Consider the following 17,293-nt stretch of genomic DNA (forward strand, 5'->3'; position numbering starts at 1 on the left):
TAAGGTGACGAGATATGGATTTTACGATTTACGTACTCGGTGATGTAAGCTCTTTTTACTCAACGATTAATGGCCTCGCCATGATCTTCAGATCAGGCGGCTTCATGAATGGTGTTTATCTGGTCGGCGGTTTTGTCGCCCTGATGTCCGGAATCATGTTCATGATTCAGAAGGGCGGTGGTGAACAGTTCATCCCTGCTAACGGTCCGATTGGTGGACTATTTGGGTTTGGTATGGTGGTCGCATGTTGCTCCATACAGGCTTCGGTAACCATTGAGGATATTTACACCGGGAATATCGCAAAGGTTGACCATGTTCCACTGATTATCGCTGCACCGGCAAGCTTGTTCACAACTGCGTCGTACAGCATATTCGACAAAGTCAATACAGCCTTCCAAAGTACCAGCGGTAGTTACATGGGCGTTAGCCAAAATGGCTTTATCACTCCGTTGAAGCTTTTAATGACGTTGCGCAAAGGCGTGGAAAATGTGGACCCTTATCTGGTCTCCAGCTTGAAGCAATTCATCATTGATTGTGTTCCAGGGTCAACGACGTTCAATATGAACAACTTCCAAGCCAGCCCGGACATGGTCAATTATGTCTTGTCATATTCAAGGCCAAATGGACTTACCACCTATTGGGATAACCTCAATGCGGCAGGAACATCCATGGCTTGCCAAGATGCTAGCGCCAAGATCAACACCGTCGTCTCTGCATTCCCGGCCAGCGCCAACTTGAAGAAGCTGATTAACGCTGGCATGAAAGACAAAAACCCCATGGGTGGCGCCTACACTACTACCAACGTGGACGACGCAATCACCAATTTGGTCCCAACCCTTTGGTCGGCGGCGCAAAGCTCTGATCAATTCATGACGAACGCGTTGTTTTTCAACTCGGTCTGGGGTACTTACAACTGCCTCGATAGCGTCCAGGATCAGAACAGTTTTAACTTGTGCATGGTTTCACTGACTCAACAAGATGAACAGTTCCGCTCTGATGCGGCGGCGTCTGGTAGCTTCTTTGCCAAGATCATGATGCCGACCATGATTTTCTTGCAACTGTTGTTCTTTGGTTTCGCGCCAATTGTGATCATCTACGGCCTGTTCAAAGGGGCCGGCGCGCTCATGGCGTATGTCAAATACCTAGGGTTCGGTGTTTGGACCTCCTCATGGTTACCGTTCTCCGCCGTTATTCAGATGTACATCCAGAATGACGTCGCCGACAAACTGGCGCAATTCACAGAGAAGGGGCTCGTACCCAGCAATTTACAGGCAGTCTATTACGATGTGCTGGCTACTCGACTAGGCATTGCGTCGGACATGCTGGCTGCAACCCCATTAATTTCTGCCGCCATGCTCGGCGTGACGGGTTACGGGATGGTGTCCTTGGCCAGCCGCTGGTCTGGTCGAGATCACAACGATGAAAAGCTCCAGTCACCTGACATTCTGAAGAACGGTGCGCATGTCGATGTTGCCTCGCGAAATCAATACAGCGCTGAAAATAAGGGCTCCGCAAAATCTGGTCTCGCCCAGGCTGACGCTGCGTGGAATAAGGCCGAACTCAAACAAACTCTCGGAACGTCGACTCAGAGCGCAATGGGTGAGGACCATACAAAACGCTCAGAATCCGCATCCGCAGTTGAAGCGAGTATGCGCCAGGTCATGTCCTATAAATCAGGGGATTCCTGGTCGAACTCACAAATGCAATCGTTGGAGCAATCCCACACCAGCATGACCCAGCAGGCTATGAAAATGGGCGATAAAATTGCCGATTCGCTTGGCATGACAGGCAACCAACGTGATTCTTTTAAGCAAAACTTTAATGCTGAGGTTGGCTTCCGAGGCATTTTTGGTGGCGTAAGTGCCGGCGTTGCATCCTCCACAGGTAAGGAAATGTCGAAAGACCAAGCGACGAAAATTAGCTCTGAGTTTGGTACTGAGATTGCAAAAAACGAAAGTGATATGAAAGGCTGGAAAGCGGCGGCATCCTCGGCGTTTGCTCATAGCACTGGCAGGGAAGCTGCGAGCGAAAATGGCCTGAGCCGTCGTCTCAGTTCCACAACAGCAGATACACAGTCTTCCTTCCAGCGCTTCCAAAAGGCGACCTCTGCTGAAGCAAGTGTCAGTTCGGGCGTACAAATTAGTGAAGATACAACGGGTGGTAACCTGATCCGCTCGCCAGAAGCAATGCAAGCTCTCAACAGCGCCATTTCGAACCTCGACAGCACTCAACGCGAAGCATTCAACAAAAAATTCCCAGAACTTGAAACCCGTTATGGGCAACGCTCCATCGGAATGCAGGGCAAACGCGAAGCGGCCCAGCTGTGGGCGCTAAATTCTGTCGACAATACAGCGTTTGCGAACGTCGTATCGGCCATGCAAAGCGGATCTATCAGCGGTCCAACCGACGGAAATGCCGCACGAGCCCAAGGCGTCGGCCAACGCGCACAGCAGGTATCCGACAATCCTGGCGGCAATGTCGCAAATGCAAGTGTCGGCACACCGTCGACTAACGTTCCGGGCGTAAACGCCGATCAGGTTGGGCCAACCGGCGCCCCACAGAAGCAGACACTCGATAAGCTCTCAAGTGGCTTGGATGAATGGAAGCGTTATGAAGATCGCGAGACGTATGTAAGTTCCCAAATGCCGGCTGGTGTTGAGAACGCCAAGGATATGGTCCGGGGCGCTAAACGTCAGGTTGCCAATGGAGACACATCGATCTCGGCTGAAACCATGACTGGCGTAATGTCGTCGAAGCCGATCGCCAATACCGTGACCGCCGTAGGCAATAAAGAGCAACAATGGGAAGCGGAAAATCCCAAGACGGCAGTAGCAGCTAACGTTGCAACCCTTGCGATCCCAGGACTAGGGTGGGGTGGAGCGGCTACACGGGGGGTTATGTTCGCCAGGGCTGGAGCAACTGCGTATAAGGCCGAGAAGGCGCTTAGAGTGGCTGAAGCAGGTGCAGAGGTTGCTCACGCCGGTAGGGTGGCGAATGCCGCCGGGCATGAAATACCCGCGGTCCTTCGCTCGCAAGGGCAAGCATCCCGTATCGTTAACGCTGAGCACGTCGCAGAAGCCTCCGAAACCGCAAAATCGGCTGGCAAAGCTTTAGCGTCCGCGGGCCGAGAAGCGAAGGACGCCACCAAACTCGCGGCTAAAACATCGGTTGAACCTGCCTTTATGATTACCGCTGATCATATGGCGGATACCCACAGAGCAGAGACCAGCGCCAATTCAGGTGCTGAGGCACCATTGAATCCTGGTTCCGTTCTACATTCGATGCACCAAGAGTCGAATCATGGCCAATCACAACAGCCTCTGATGATGCCCATGTCGCCGGCGCCGGCGGCCGATCCACTTGCGCCACTCGGCGGTCATTCAGGCGATTTGCGAGCGGTAGGAGGTGGGAATGAAAGCACGTTTGGTGATGGGCTCATGGGCGCAACAGGTGCGGACTCGGGCTCCCCGTTCGGTTCCAACGAAGGTCAACGACCAGCACCTCGCGTGAACCACAACCCAACCCCGGATGAAGGCACCAGCAGTTCCACGCCGGCACCAGGCGGTCGCGGTGGTGATACCAAGGATTCAGGACCAGGTGTCCGCGGTTCCCGGTAAACAACACGAGGCACAAAAAAGCCCTGCTGAAGCAGGGCTTTTTTATTGCTGTCGTCTCCCGCCCCAATGCATCAGCGGTTTTGAATCACCTTACTCACCATCCCGTTGGCAAGCTGGATAAACATCCCGTTATCCCCGCCGGCGGTATCATCTGGATTAATCACGTAACGCCCACCGATCGCCAACGAAGGGGTCGCATCAACGCCGTACGTCAGCAGCTTCGCGAATGCGCTCTCGAGGCGGGCCTGCGTGACCTTTGCCCACGCCTTTTCAAACCCCTGTACCTTCGCCGCGGCTACTGCCTTTGCCCAGGTCTGGGGATTTTCCATTTCCATACCGCCCTCATGGATTTGAGCGTAGGCGGCCGACATGAACGCCGCCAAACGAGCGGGATCGGCATCCTGAACTGCGTAGAATGCCCGCGCAGCCATGTAGTTTCCCTTGTCGGGTACAGCCACGGGAATGAACTCAACACTCCACCCATCAGGCATGGTTTGTGACCAGCGCCTCAGCATCTGGTCGTAGCTTGCACAAACCGGACAACTGAATGAGAAGAACACGATGACCTTGCGGGCATCTTGGTTCTGCACGGTGACTTCTCTATACGGCAACGACGGCCCCGGCTCCTGAGCCATCGTGAACAGGGGCGACATCAGCGACGTAACGACGGCCATCCGAGCGATAAACTTCTTCATCCAATTTTTCCTGTGTGATGAGCTTCAGCTCAATGACCAAATCGAAAAGTGATTCCTGATGACGCTCCGTGCGCCAATTCCGAACCGCCGATTGCACCTCGCCATAGGGCAAAAGCCTACGTGCCGCCAGTTCATTTAAGAAATCAACAGCGCCTTCGGTATAGCCCATTGCCCTGGCCACTTGTTCCTGGGTAACCAACCCTTGATCAACCAGGATTTGCCCAACCTTGCGGATCTTGCCTTCTACCAACAGGGCAAGCTGCGATTCAGCAGCCTCATTCACTTCGGCAAAACTGACTAACCCTTGCGAGAGGAGGACATCTCCTATCCGTCGGACACTGGGGGCTACTGAGTCGTCCTTGATCAGCCGCTGAACAAGCTCCATCGTCGTGGCGCCTGCGGAAACCATTCGAATCCCGGCCTGCCCCAAGGTATCGAATTGAGGTTGACGTGTAGCGGCATTGAGCACCCCCATCTCACCGCCGTTGCTGAGAATTGCCGCACGAACGTGCTTGTCGGACTTGATCATCTCAATGATCGGTCGTTTGCCAGAGAATGACTCTTTAGCCGTCGCACGCGGCACTTGCCCCTGGATCAGCGGTAAACCGTTGGACTTCAACCAATACGCTTCAGCGTCTGTTACATCAGTCCACTGGTGCTGTACGTCGTTGTTGAGGGTTTGAACCAGGCGCTGAGCGATCACGCCAAGAAGTGTTGAAGCCAGAGCCTGCTTGTCGACTCCAAAATCGAGAAGCCGAGGAATAGCTTGCGCCGCGTTGTTGGTGTGCAATGTCGCCAGAACAAGGTGCCCCGTATTCGCGGCTTGCATCGCGATTTCGGCAGTTTCGGCGTCACGAATTTCACCCACCAGAATCACATCAGGGTCTTGTCGCAGCAAGGCACGAAGCCCAAGGGGAAATGTGATGTAAGGGGTTACGTTAACCTGAACGAACTGTGGGATTACATATTCAACAGGGTTCTCAAGGGTGCAGATGTTCAACGTCCCATCATTCAGTTCGTTGAGTGCAGCGTACAGCGTCGTGGTCTTCCCTGAACCAGTAGGGCCGGTGACTAAAATAAGCCCTTGTGGTTCTTTCAGCATTTCCAAGAAGTGGTGCTTCACCAGCACCGGCATGTGAATATCGTTCAACGTCATGCTGGCGTTCGACTGGTCCAGCAACCGGCACACGATTTTCTGCCCCCCGTGAACAGGCAGAACGTTCACACGGACATCAATCGCACGATCCGGATACTGAAGTGACATGCGACCATCAATGGTTGCATGCCGTTGTGAGAGGTCCATGTTGGCGCGAGCGCGGATCTTGTCATCGAGCATTCTGCCAAGGCTGGCACTGATGGTTTCGACGTGCTGCATGAAATCACCGATTCGCATTTGTATAACAACGCGATCACTGAACCATTGCATGTGAATGTCAGGTGCTTTTAACTTTGCCGCTGTTTCAAACAACGTATTCAGATAGTCGGCGCCAACCTTATCGTGAGGCCCACTGTAAATAAATAACGGGGGTTCTTTAATCATTTTAACCTCCTACCATTAATTAGGCTTTACAGTTCAAGGTTGGTCCGTAAAACAAACGCGAGATGAAACTTTGAGTTGCTGCATCAGCGTCTAAACTCCATGATAGGAGGTCGATTCTGGCATCAGTACTAAGGTAGTTTCTCCCTGCCCACCTAACGCCATCAAAGGCGACCCGCACAGGTAAAGCCCCGCGCTCAACGCGCTCGCACGGGGCTTCCGGGGCAATGGTGTAAAGGATCCACCCGGCTAACATCAGGGAAAAACAACCGCTTAACATCTGCTTCATAAAGAGCGTCCGTAATTGTTCATGATTTTTTGAATATATATGCGCTGACTTTCTACGTATGGGCTGTTATACGCACCAACAGCTTTCCAAGTGTGGCCATACGTCACGATGTTTTTTGCAATTATCCAAGCAGCGACGTTAACGCTGACGCAGCCGTTCAGTAGATCCTTCTCACCAATTCCATAACTGGCCAGCTTCGGCAGCCACCAGGAATTGATCTGCATTAACCCGATGTCCCTTGAGCCATCCGAGTTCGAGGTGTTGATGATGTCGGCCTTTCCAGAAACGTTTTCCGTAACCTGGATGCTGCGCAGCAGACTTTCGCTGACCTTGTAGCGAGCAGCGGCCTCAGCGAAGCAGGTCGCATCAGCGCTACCGGGCCCGACCACAAAGGCTACAAGCAGTGATAAGAGGGATAGTCTTTTCATGCCGCAAAGAATACATTACGCGTACCAATAAACAAGGTGTATCAATACATGTTATCTCAGAATCGACACGCGGTATTCTGGGCGCTCCCCCTGGCCCTTGCTTGCTCGGTAGCCGTTGCCGCTGAATCGGCCAATACGGGCAGCTCGACATCGGCCGCTGAAGTATTCGACTCCGCGCAGCCGGCATCCGACATCGGTACAGACATTTCAAGCGCCATGAAAGGCCTGCTGTCCAATGCACGGGGCGGAGGGGAAGTGTTGCGCACATGGGCGGCTTGGAAAGGCGGTGACAAACAGGCCCTGCCGAAGCTATTCGAACTGGCGAAAGGCGGCAACAGCAGGGCACAGAACATTGTGGGCTATTTGCTCGATCGCGGTGAAGGCGTACGCCAAGACAGCGCTGGCGCAGCCGCATATTTTTCAGCCGCCAGCGAAAGCTTTCCCCTTGCCCGGTATAACTTGGCTGTTCTGACCCTACTAGGCCGAGGGGTACCCAAAAACGAAGCGAAAGCGATGCTGATGTTTGAGGACGCAGTTAAGTCTGCTGGCGTGGATTTGGCGGCAGTGCGCTTGTCTTTGTATTACCTCAAAAAGAGGGACAAGGACCTTGCATGGAAATGGGCCAATGAAGGTGCCAACCGGGGCAACGTCACCGCCTATTACTTGCTGGGCCGCATCCTCTACGAACGCAAAGAATTTTCAGAGGCTTTTGGATGGCTGACCAAAGCCGCCCAGGCAAGTGAACCGAACTCACCAGCGATCTTGTCTGCGATGTACAAGAACGGGCAGGGGATGGACGAAAACCGCAAGATGGCCGCTTCGTGGTGGTTAATTTATGCAGGCCTTAATCGAAACAAGGTTGGCCTAAACGCCAGTGGCTTAGGGACGTTCGGACTGTCCACCAAAGAGGAGAATGAGGCGACCCATTTCGCTACCAACTGGCTTTCGTCACACGAGAACATGGTTCGCCCGAATTACGAAGCAACAATTCTTCAGGCAAGCAGGTCGGATTAACCATGCCCCCAGATCCAGACGGCAATGGACGCTACAAGCAGGACAATCAGCGGCCATGAAATGAGCACCAGCTTCCAATCTGCTCGCGATGGCCAACAGTTGAGGCATTGGGGGGCAAACGCCAACCAAATCAAAATGTCCCCCCATTGGAAATGCTGCGGTCCTTGGGCCAAACGCCAGCTGGCCAACCCGTAAACAATCGGCAAGGCCAGCAAGGGTGCAAGGGCGGTTATCCAGGCATTCATCCAGTTCAGCCCTACGAACCCAACAGACCCCAGCACCAACCTTCCCCGATCAGTCCTGGGCACTAGAGACATAGAGCTCGGTCGAGCCATGGTCACAAGTCCCACTATGAAATGCAGCATTTCATGCACAAGCACGCCGGTAAATTGCAGGCATTTCATGGCTGTCCAGGCTCGCCGTTGAAACGCCATGAACACCCCAAGCAACACCGAAGGGGCTAGGTAGCAATACGGGTTTGCGAACAGCAAATTTGAATTCAGGTATTCAGTCATTGGCCAGGCCCAAAACAGAAATAGGATTCTGATAGATTGCTTTTTGATCCACGTGTAATATACATACGCGTTATTGATTCCAGCACCCAAGGAGCGATCATGATCTCGCCAATTTTTTTTCCTCGCCTTTCCACTGCCGGGCTCGTAGCAACCCTCTTTTTTGTGTGCGGTACGGCTCAAGCTGATCAGGCAAAAGACATTCTGTTCGCCGCTATCAAACAAGGGCATGCATCCGCCGAGCTAACCGGCGAACAGGCTGAAGCGTGGAAAAAAAAGACTGGGTCTAACGAACCCATTCTGGTCGAGGCCAAGGTTCTCAGCCGGTTTAAACAGCCAGATTGCGCAAAACTGGGTGTGAAGATGACACAGGCCAAGGTACCAAAGAAAGAGGGCGGCACTGGCCCCCTCGAGGTCGGCTGGGGGATGAATCTCTGCTCGGATGGACTTCCTCCAGCGGAATCGGTTGACTGGTCGAAATCTCCCCAGCCTGAGGTAAAGATCAACAAGGTGTCTGGCGAATGAAACTGACAAGGAAAATATTTTCGCTCGCAGGATTCCTGGCCATGGCGATTTCATCAGGTCAGGTCACTGCTGATCCACACTCGGACGGCCTGGCGCTGGGGAAAAGCAACCTCAACAAGTTGTCGTCGAAAGTGAACAACAACAACGCGCAAGGCATGCCGCACTACACGAATAATCCTCCCCAATCACAGAATTTTGGTTCATCGTCATTATTTAACGTGGGTGCGACCCGAATCACCACATGCAAAACGGCTGTGGCGGGATCCGACAAAGTGGCGAACCAGGAGTGTGATGCTGTTAACTTCCTCGCCAAAAACCCGGAAGACAAAGTTAAATTCCCTGTTAGCCCTAATGATCCGATCGTCAAGGGCATTGGTAACACGATTAACAATGCGACTGGTGGGAACGTCACACAGCAGTGCACCACAAAAACAACAACAACCCCAGACATTTATGCGACCGAAGTCTGCAATGAATACAACTTGTCCGAGGCCAAGGCTTGCACCATGGGGCAAGTAGTCGAAGTGGACGCAGATTCGAACTATCTATGTAACACGACCCATAACGCACTTCAGTCGCTTGATTGCCATCGCGGCGCAATGCCCACGATTCTACAGTCACCACAGCCATTCAACTACGCAGTCGACCAAGGAAACAATGTCCCAACCTGGACTTCACAGACCTTTAACATGAACCTATCCATCCAGGGGACACCACAAAGTTTTACTCTAACCGGTTACCAGATAGATAATAATGGCCAATTGTTGATTAACGGCGCGGTCGTATACCAAAATATTTTCGGTGAGTGGGCGGGCCGTGATCTACGAAATAGCCGCGTGACATTTGATTCCGATAACGGCAATGCGTCTCTTATGGATCAATCTAACAATTATATTGGCGACTTCTACGATGACGGCTGCAACGCTGGATGCCGAGGCGTGGCACCTAACATTGATATTACAGGGTATCTTCACGAAGGTAATAATCAAATAACTTTGGTTTGCATCAATGCAAGAAAAATTGGCCCTTGTTCTATTAGTATTCAAGGTGTCGCCTCGACGCCTATTGTTGTTGGGTCTGTTATATCTAACGGGTGTATTGACCTAGAGGCGAAGTCGCGATGAAACTGATAAAAGCACTTCTATTCTTGCTTTTGTTTCCATGCATATTAGATCCTGTCGTCGCAGCATCATGCAGAAAGACTGGTTCCGTTTGCGTTGATACCACACCATCAAAAAATATATCTGGCGTTAATGTGACGATTGCTCAAGTTGGGGGGTGCTGGGATTATAAAGATACATACGAGTGCATTCAGCCGAACTCAATTGACTATTGTGCGGCAATTTCTAAAATCGCCGGTTGCTGGCAAACTGGCACCTCTTGCATTTCAGCTGCATGGGACGGAACTTGTCTGACAGAGCAACGGACATTCCGATGCGGCGACCCATCGTTGCCTACGCCATCAAATACAGTAAAACTGGGTAACACCTACACCATCACTAAAGATCAACTCGACACTAGCCAATGCACATCATATACCGATAACCCGCTTTGTTACTTGGCATCCCACACTTGTGTGGAAGGCCCAGAAACACGTGTTATAAACGGTCTTCCTGTTTATAAAGCCTGCTGGAGGTACAAGGATGACTACTCCTGTATCAATCCGAGCAAACAAAACGACTGCCAACAATTCATCGATAAAGGATGCAAAAAAATTGATGAGGCCTGCCTCGAAAGCACGGACCCAATTGGCTGCGTGATGAAACAGGTGACATATAGCTGCATTACTCAAAAAGGCACGACCACAACGACGGAAGACTGTAGTACCAAAACTTCGTGCTACCAGGGCGTCTGCTGGGACACTGGTTATCCTAATGACACCGATTTCGCTAAAGCTGTAGCTGCCCAAGAAGCGGCCCGTGAGGCAGGTGTTTATGGAGCCAATGGAGCACTCTTTGATGGTGTAGCGGAAACCTGCGCTAAGGGGTATGGCGGCATCAAGAACTGCTGCGAGAAGAGCGGTGGGGCACAGTCAAACAACTCGATTATGGGGTCGCTGGCGTCGAGCACCGCAATGGGGGCTGTACAGTACGGCGCAAAATACATGTATGACTTCGCCTATGACAATTCAGCATGGATTCAAAGTGGTTCTAAAGCATTCGGCCTTGAGCACGCTGCGGGTGCAGACTTCCAGATCGGGATGTATGGCCTCACTTATACGTTTGGTGCCGTTCCAGCAACAGGGTTGTTAGGCGGGCCTGTATACGGTTTAGGTGGGGGATTCTATTTTGACCCATATAGCTTTGCCATTGCCGTCGCTATTCAGGTCGTCATGGAATTAAGATCCTGCGAACCAGAAGAGCAGAAATTAGGTATGCACCGTGGAGCAAATCTTTGCCATTTGGTTGGAAGCTATTGCTCGAAAAAGGTATTTGGAGCTTGCGTGGAAACTACGGAGTCCTACTGCTGCTACAACTCTAAGCTGGCAAAAATCATTAATGAACAAGGGAAACCCCAAATTGGGAAAGGTTGGGGCACTCCCAAAAGTCCAAGTTGTGGGGGGTTCACAGTTGATGAATTCCAGCGTGTCGATTTTTCAAAACTAGACCTTACCGAGTTTACCGCTGACATCATGGCTGCTTCTGTATTGCCAAATGTGGATGGCCTCCAGAATTCAGTGAAAACCATGATGGATGGCAAAAAGGAAAATTAAATTTTGTAATAAAGAAAAGCCTCAGCCATGAGGCTTTTTTTTTGCCAAAAAAAACCGACCAAGAAGGTCGGTCGATACTTCGTTAATAGCTGTTACTCAAACAAAGTAACTCGGAGAAGCATGTCCAATGCTTGCCTTGGACAATGAATGAGCAAACATTTAGGTCGTTGATTTCGATACTGTACAGTTCAGGCGGAACTATCGTCTTTATGTTAGCAGCATGAGCTTCGCCAACCGTTAACGTAAAACCACCTCCAGGCATACCACTGACTCGAGGAAATTCCTCTTTCGCTTCTTGGCGATGCAGGTCAAACCATTCCGCAACGTCATTCTCTTTGAGAATTCCGATGTTTCCGTACTCGCTTCGGATCTGATAGGTAATGGTTTTCCCACTGTTGCCTACGCAAATAACCGAGGCATTTGAAAACACGAGTGCATCTTTGGTGTACAGCGGTTGCCCGCCAATCAGCCTTTTCATAACCCCGCCCCTTGTAGGTTTTCCATAGAGCAGGGAGATGTCGCACAGGTCTCTGTAATGCTAGGGGCGATTTCTTGTCGGGACGAAATTACACACGCGTGTCCGTCATATCGGAAGTGAAAGGTAAATCACTTACCCCCAAGTGGCCGGTAGTTCGTCAGGAACCAAAAATGGAAATTCTTCTGTACCTAATGGCAATGGTAGGCGGCTCCATCCAGTACGACTCGGAATGGTTTTTGTCATTGCTGACTGTCTGCGTGGGCATTGCACTACTTGTGACACTCGGGCTAACGCGACTCTGCGCAAGCTTTAAAAACACCAAACACTAATCCAATTGAATGTGAGAGTACCCATCATGAAACGCATCGTAGCTATTGCTTTGATCATCTCTACCGTTGTTATGGGCGGTTGCGCAAGCAACATGACCAGTCGAGACTACAACGAAGCCACAGCTGGTAAAAAAATGAAGGTTGAGCTCGGCGTCGTCGAATCGATTCGCGACGTCAAGATCAACGGCAAAGCCACTCCTCTGGGCGGTATGGCTGGTGGTGCACTCGGTGCGATCGCTGGTAGCAACGGCGGTGGCGGATTGGGCCAATTAGCAGTAATGGTTGTTGCAGGAGCCGTTGGTGCAGCCGTCGGCAGCATCATGGACAAAAAGGTCCATGACTCTGATGGCGTCGAGATCACCGTCAAACTGGCAGGTAACGACTTGCAAGCGGTAACGCAAGCTAAAGACTCTAACGAGCCGTTCGTAAAAGGCGACAACGTACGCGTTATCACCGATCAGAACGGTTCTTCCCGTGTGTCTCATTGAACACAAACCCACACAGACCTCAGGCATACACTGCCTGGGGTTTTTTTTGGGGGAAAAATTTAAGTGTACGAGCGCGAGATTTGAAATAGCCACTGGTTGTCTTATTGCTACGCGTGAAATAACATTTGAACATTAAACCAGCGAATATCCAGCATGAACGAAGACATCGGCAGGCTATCCAGATTGGGGTTCTCGACGCTCCCCGAGTGCCTCCTCACTGTGCCGAAGGGGTACCGTGATTATCACGACCCGATCGAAATCCTCCCGATTCCTAACACAGGGGAGTTTCACTACCTTGCGTTGACGCTGGTCGAGCGTTCGATTTTCACCCGGGAAGGAAAGATGATCGGCGAGTTAAAGGGCGCCTTTCGTGCAGTCATGCGGGCTGTCGACGGCCGGGGGGACCGTGTTCAGATCAATGCGATCGGCAAGCCCGCGATCGAGAGCTGGCTTCAACCGGAACTTGGATCTGTCGTTAACCTTTACGGCCAGTTAACCACCTTCGACGGCCGCTTAGGCTTGGCAAACCCCACCGTGGTCGGTGAAGCGCAAATTGGGCGGGTGGTCCCCATTTACCAAGGGAAGACCAACCAGGTCAGCGCAGATCTCCTTACCGAGAGTATTGGCAGAGCGCTCCCACAGATCAATGAAGCAGCCTGCCTGCTGCTCGAACAGGCGCTAATGCACGAAGACGAATTTGCCAAGCTCACCGGATTCGCTGACCCGGCTACCTTGCTGCGTACCTTGCACACGCCACTTTCTGTTCGAGAAGGGCTCGCGGCTATTGAGGTGGCCAAATCTCTCTCTGTCAAAGCGCTGGTAAACAAGGTCATCGCCAATCGATCGAGACCGGCGGTGAAAGGCTCGCTGTTACGTATTAATCGTGACCAGGTCGCCGACCTTCTCCAGAGGGCACCATTTGAGCCCACCGTCGACCAACTCAGAGCCATTGATGAAATCGTGGGGGACCTCAGATCTCCGTTCCCAATGGACCGCCTGTTGAGCGGTGATGTGGGGACGGGAAAAACCTTCACGTTTATGGTTCCCGCCGCCGCGAGCTACTTGGCCGGTGCACGCGTGGCGATAATCGCACCGAGCCAAATTTTGGTGGATCAGCTGGCCAGCGAGCTTTCGTCACTTTTCTACGAGATTCCTGTCACCCAGTATGTCAGCAAAGCCAAAGGAGACATCTCGAAGGGGATTATCGTCGGTACCACGGCGGTGCTCACAGCGGCGAAGAAAGAAGGCATTGTGTTTGACCTGGTGATCGCCGACGAGCAGCATAAATTTTCCGTTTCACAGCGAAAAAAACTATTGGCTCCGCACACCAATTTTCTTGAAGCGACAGCTACCGCCATCCCACGCACCGTTGCGTTGGTAAAGCTCGGCGGGATGCCCATTTCGATTCTCCAGCAGGCGCCTGTTGAGCGAGAAATCATCTCTCGAATAATCACTTTAAAAGCGCGGGAGAAGTTGAACGATTTTGTCATGGAGGTCATCCATGGAGGACGGCAGGCGGCTTTCATTTACCCGGTGGTCAACGGTAACTCCGATACTTCACGTCACTCTGTTGAAGCGGCCTACGAGCGTTTCAGACGTGTCTTGGGCGACAGTGTCGGTATGATTCACGGTGGCCTTCCTGAAGACGTCAAAACAAAGACAATTCGGGCAATGAAGGATGGGAAAATCAAGCTGCTCGTGGCCTCGACAGTCATCGAGGTCGGGGTAACGTTTCCCTATCTGCATTTGCTCGTTGCGGTTAACGCAGAAAATTTTGGCGTTTCCCAGCTGCACCAACTCCGTGGAAGGCTTGCACGCAAAGGGGGCCTGGGCCATTTTATTATGTACCTACCAGAGCCTATCCAGCAGCAGGCATCAGAACGGTTACGGCGCTTGTCGTCCTGCACCGATGGGTTCCAGTTAGCGGAAATGGATGCTGACGCTCGTGGATTCGGTGATCTCGATATCGATGGAGAAAGGCAATCAGGTTCTTCTAGGATGCTTTTCTGGGGTGTTACCCTTGGGAGGTCGGAAATAGAGCAGGGCGCAATAGATGCAGGTCTCATCCCAACAAAGCAATAAAAGGGGAACAGGTTGGGCGCCAAATCAACACCACTGGCTATCAAGGTAGCGATTTATGAACGACTTCTATCGGGTCAAATGTCCCGAGAAATCGGCCGTTCGTATGTGCTTAGCCAGCCCACAGTTCTGAAATATGCTAACGACGCAGTGGACGAATTGCGACGAGTAAGTGACGTCGAGGCTTCGCCAGTGCTGCTCGGCTTTCTGAGTAGAAAGCTCAAAATGCAGTGCTTCCAGTACCCTGGCGACGATGAAGTTCGGGCACTAATGGCGCCAATTCTGCAACCCTATCTGGTTCGGGCGGAATCAATCAATTTCGCCGGCCGCGAAAGTGCCGACCAACCGTTATCCACCCGGGTGAGCAGGTCCACTGAAGAAGAGTTTTTGCAGATTGTCTCATCGCTGGCGGAAGGGCACCGGCCCGGCCTGACATCCTCGGCACTGCTCAGGGAGCTCGTTGAAGATTATGTCGCGCAACAACGCACCAACCGTTCAACAACCGCGTTAGCCTCCCCGCAGGCTACACAAGAGGCCCACACACCTCTACCGAGCATCGACACCGAGGCATTGCTTGCTGACGTGCTGCACGCTGTCCGCCTACAACTCGAACACCACGGTTTGAAACCGATCAAGTCGAACTGAATCCCCGTTTCTAAACCCGTGTCACGCATCCCCCCATGTAAGGCATTCGCATCCTGGATGCCGCAATTTCATTGCAAGGGGATTCAACATGGGCCACTTCGAAGCACAACTGCCATCCGCGTCAAAAATCTCTATGCGCCACCTGTACCTGTACACGCACATGCTTATCGCGCAAGCGAACGTGAATGGTCGAAAGGTACGCATCGTTTGGGACAACATCAGCACAGCTTCAATCGGTCCTGATCCAATGATCCCTGGTGGATTGCTGATGACGTTGCCAAAGATGGCGGCGCTGGGCACGGAAGAAGACGTTGTGCTGATTGAAGGGCTGATCTCGCACGAGATCGTTTGCCACGGACTGCACACTGACTTTTCTGTTCCATTAAAACCCGGCATCACTGGCGATCTGTGCAACATTCTGGAAGATCCACGTGGCGAACTCTTAGGTATTCCCAAATACCCGGGGGCTAACCAGAAGATCCACGCTGCATTACGCATCCTGAAGGCTAATGGGGTGTTCCGTGGTCCAGATCTAACTCGCGAAACGCCGCCGTCGATTCTGGCCAGCTGGCTTGTCACTGAGCTTCGTAGTGAGTTGCTCAAACAAGACTGCCTTTCGGAATTCGCTAAAGCTTACCGAGCTCTCGCGGTCAGTACCTTCGGGTCCGATCTTGTTGGCCAGGTCAAGCAGATCGCACTGGACGGCTGCCACGCGAAAGATACACAGGGTGCCTCTGATGCCGCTGACCGAATTGTCGCTTTGCTGAAACTGGCAAAAGACAACCCGGCAGCTAAAGGGAAACCCAATGAAAACTCAGGCGCTAGTGGTAGCGGTGAAGGGAAACCTTCCCCGGGTAGCGCGAACGAGCAGGGTGGTAATCCATCGCCGGCACAGGGCAATCCAAACGGGCAGGCTGGACATCCAACGCCGGCAAAGGGCGACCTGAGCAGCGCGATAGATCAAATCCTGAACGCTTCCTCGAAGGATTTGGGTCCATTCGGTAAAGGTCTGGAGGAAATCCTCACCGCGAACACCAAAGCACTAACCAAGTCTGGAGGGGGCTATCAACCCGACAACGCTAGCGAAATGCAGGAACAGCGCCTATCGAAAACGGGTGGCTCTATTGAGAACCGTACACGCCTTCGAGCGGGTGCTCAAAAGACCGCCGCGATGTTGTCCTTGACGTTCGAGGACATGATCGAAACGGTGACCAAAAGTGAAACCCGACGCACAACCGAAGGCAAGCTCAATACACGGTCACTGTGGCGGTACCCGCTGGGCGAAGAGAAGCTTTTCACCAAGACGACAGAAGGGGAGTCGATCGACACCTGCTTCTATCTCCTGGGTGACGAAAGCTCCTCAATGGACAGCAAGTTCGGTCCGGCACCTGGTCCACGTGAAGTGGATGCACGAATCACCGCTCACGAGGCCTGTAAGCGCGTCTCCATTGCGGTAGGGGAAGTGCTTCACAACCTTTCGATTCCGGTGGGAATAGCTACTTACAACACCGTCGTCAGGGAGTGGCATGCGTTTGATGAAAGCTGGGCGAGTACGCTGCAACGCTATGCTCCAACAGCAGCAAATGGAACCAAGACTCACCTCGCGGTGGTCTGGGCTCTGAAGAAACTGATAGATCGGCCTGAGGCCCGGAAGATCTTGATTGTGGCAACCGATGGCGATCCAGGTGACAGCGATGTACTGAAAGCGGCGATCGCAGAATCGTCGAGCCTCGACATCGAGGTTCGATTTGTTCTGATCGGTGACCGATACAAGGGCCAATACGCAAGCGCTGGCTTGAACTTTGGTGTTGCTCTCACGGAAAACGAACTGGCAAAAGCGGTATTTGGCGCCCTTAAACAGGCAGTTGCCTAGTCATAAACCAACCCACCCACCGAGCTCTTCACAGAGCTCGGTTTTTTTTTGCGATCCTTTCCACTTCTAGT

The 17,293-nt window shown here is 52.3% G+C and carries 14 protein-coding genes; 9 read left to right on the forward strand and 5 right to left on the reverse strand.

Annotated features, from left to right (window positions below; genetic code table 11):
- Nucleotides 1-14 precede the first annotated feature (14 nt).
- On the forward strand, nucleotides 15-3,617 hold the full coding sequence (locus AC1ROI_RS23180) for a conjugal transfer protein TraG N-terminal domain-containing protein (RefSeq protein ID WP_102599474.1): 3,603 nt from the start codon (nucleotides 15-17) through the stop codon (nucleotides 3,615-3,617).
- Between the two features lie 71 nt (nucleotides 3,618-3,688).
- On the opposite strand, the gene AC1ROI_RS23185 is transcribed toward AC1ROI_RS23180, so the two are convergent.
- The 3 genes from AC1ROI_RS23185 to AC1ROI_RS23195 all read right to left on the reverse strand — a co-directional run bounded on the left by AC1ROI_RS23185 (nucleotide 3,689) and on the right by AC1ROI_RS23195 (nucleotide 6,566).
- On the reverse strand, nucleotides 3,689-4,312 hold the full coding sequence (locus AC1ROI_RS23185; protein ID WP_256580144.1) for a thiol:disulfide interchange protein DsbA/DsbL: 624 nt from the start codon (nucleotides 4,310-4,312) through the stop codon (nucleotides 3,689-3,691).
- Nucleotides 4,218-5,852: a GspE/PulE family protein gene (locus AC1ROI_RS23190; protein ID WP_102599472.1), complete on the reverse strand. Its 1,635-nt coding sequence runs from the start codon at nucleotides 5,850-5,852 to the stop codon at nucleotides 4,218-4,220. The genes AC1ROI_RS23185 and AC1ROI_RS23190 overlap by 95 nt, the downstream gene beginning before the upstream one ends.
- A 282-nt stretch (nucleotides 5,853-6,134) precedes the next feature.
- Nucleotides 6,135-6,566 (reverse strand): lytic transglycosylase domain-containing protein, encoded by a 432-nt coding sequence (locus tag AC1ROI_RS23195; RefSeq protein WP_102599470.1) that lies wholly within the window; start codon nucleotides 6,564-6,566, stop codon nucleotides 6,135-6,137.
- 48 nt (nucleotides 6,567-6,614) lie between these two features.
- Between AC1ROI_RS23195 and AC1ROI_RS23200 the strand changes: the two genes are divergently transcribed.
- On the forward strand, nucleotides 6,615-7,580 hold the full coding sequence (locus AC1ROI_RS23200; RefSeq protein ID WP_102599469.1) for a tetratricopeptide repeat protein: 966 nt from the start codon (nucleotides 6,615-6,617) through the stop codon (nucleotides 7,578-7,580).
- On the opposite strand, the gene AC1ROI_RS23205 is transcribed toward AC1ROI_RS23200, so the two are convergent.
- Nucleotides 7,577-8,095, reverse strand: a complete 519-nt coding sequence (locus AC1ROI_RS23205) for a hypothetical protein (RefSeq protein ID WP_146013510.1) — start codon at nucleotides 8,093-8,095, stop codon at nucleotides 7,577-7,579. The genes AC1ROI_RS23200 and AC1ROI_RS23205 overlap by 4 nt on opposite strands.
- A 99-nt stretch (nucleotides 8,096-8,194) precedes the next feature.
- Between AC1ROI_RS23205 and AC1ROI_RS23210 the strand changes: the two genes are divergently transcribed.
- The 3 genes from AC1ROI_RS23210 to AC1ROI_RS23220 are packed head-to-tail and all read left to right on the forward strand — an operon-like array spanning nucleotide 8,195 to nucleotide 11,330.
- Complete coding sequence (locus AC1ROI_RS23210) at nucleotides 8,195-8,617, forward strand: hypothetical protein (RefSeq protein WP_102599467.1); 423 nt, start codon at nucleotides 8,195-8,197, stop codon at nucleotides 8,615-8,617.
- Nucleotides 8,614-9,741 (forward strand): hypothetical protein, encoded by a 1,128-nt coding sequence (locus AC1ROI_RS23215; protein WP_102599466.1) that lies wholly within the window; start codon nucleotides 8,614-8,616, stop codon nucleotides 9,739-9,741. Before AC1ROI_RS23210 ends, AC1ROI_RS23215 begins: the two co-directional genes overlap by 4 nt.
- Nucleotides 9,738-11,330, forward strand: a complete 1,593-nt coding sequence (locus AC1ROI_RS23220) for a conjugal transfer protein TraN (RefSeq protein ID WP_102599465.1) — start codon at nucleotides 9,738-9,740, stop codon at nucleotides 11,328-11,330. Before AC1ROI_RS23215 ends, AC1ROI_RS23220 begins: the two co-directional genes overlap by 4 nt.
- Nucleotides 11,331-11,412: 82 nt before the next feature.
- Here the strand turns inward: AC1ROI_RS23220 and AC1ROI_RS23225 are convergent, their stop codons facing one another.
- A complete protein-coding gene (locus tag AC1ROI_RS23225; RefSeq protein WP_102599464.1) occupies nucleotides 11,413-11,808 on the reverse strand; it encodes a hypothetical protein in 396 nt (131 codons plus the stop codon).
- A gap of 355 nt (nucleotides 11,809-12,163) precedes the next feature.
- Here AC1ROI_RS23225 and AC1ROI_RS23230 point away from each other — a divergent pair, with 355 nt between their 5' ends.
- The 4 genes from AC1ROI_RS23230 (at nucleotide 12,164) to AC1ROI_RS23245 (ending at nucleotide 17,222) form a co-directional block, all read left to right on the forward strand.
- On the forward strand, nucleotides 12,164-12,625 hold the full coding sequence (locus AC1ROI_RS23230) for a hypothetical protein (RefSeq protein WP_102599463.1): 462 nt from the start codon (nucleotides 12,164-12,166) through the stop codon (nucleotides 12,623-12,625).
- 153 nt (nucleotides 12,626-12,778) lie between these two features.
- A complete protein-coding gene (locus AC1ROI_RS23235) occupies nucleotides 12,779-14,707 on the forward strand; it encodes a helicase-related protein (protein WP_102599462.1) in 1,929 nt (642 codons plus the stop codon).
- A 12-nt stretch (nucleotides 14,708-14,719) separates the two neighbouring features.
- The gene (locus AC1ROI_RS23240; protein WP_102599461.1) at nucleotides 14,720-15,349 is read left to right on the forward strand and encodes a hypothetical protein; all 630 of its coding nucleotides are present in this window, start codon (nucleotides 14,720-14,722) and stop codon (nucleotides 15,347-15,349) included.
- Nucleotides 15,350-15,437: 88 nt separating this feature from the next.
- On the forward strand, nucleotides 15,438-17,222 hold the full coding sequence (locus AC1ROI_RS23245) for a vWA domain-containing protein (protein WP_102599460.1): 1,785 nt from the start codon (nucleotides 15,438-15,440) through the stop codon (nucleotides 17,220-17,222).
- The last annotated feature ends 71 nt before the right edge of the window (nucleotides 17,223-17,293 follow it).

Source organism: Pseudomonas sp. GW823-FHT02C02, from assembly GCF_058797635.1.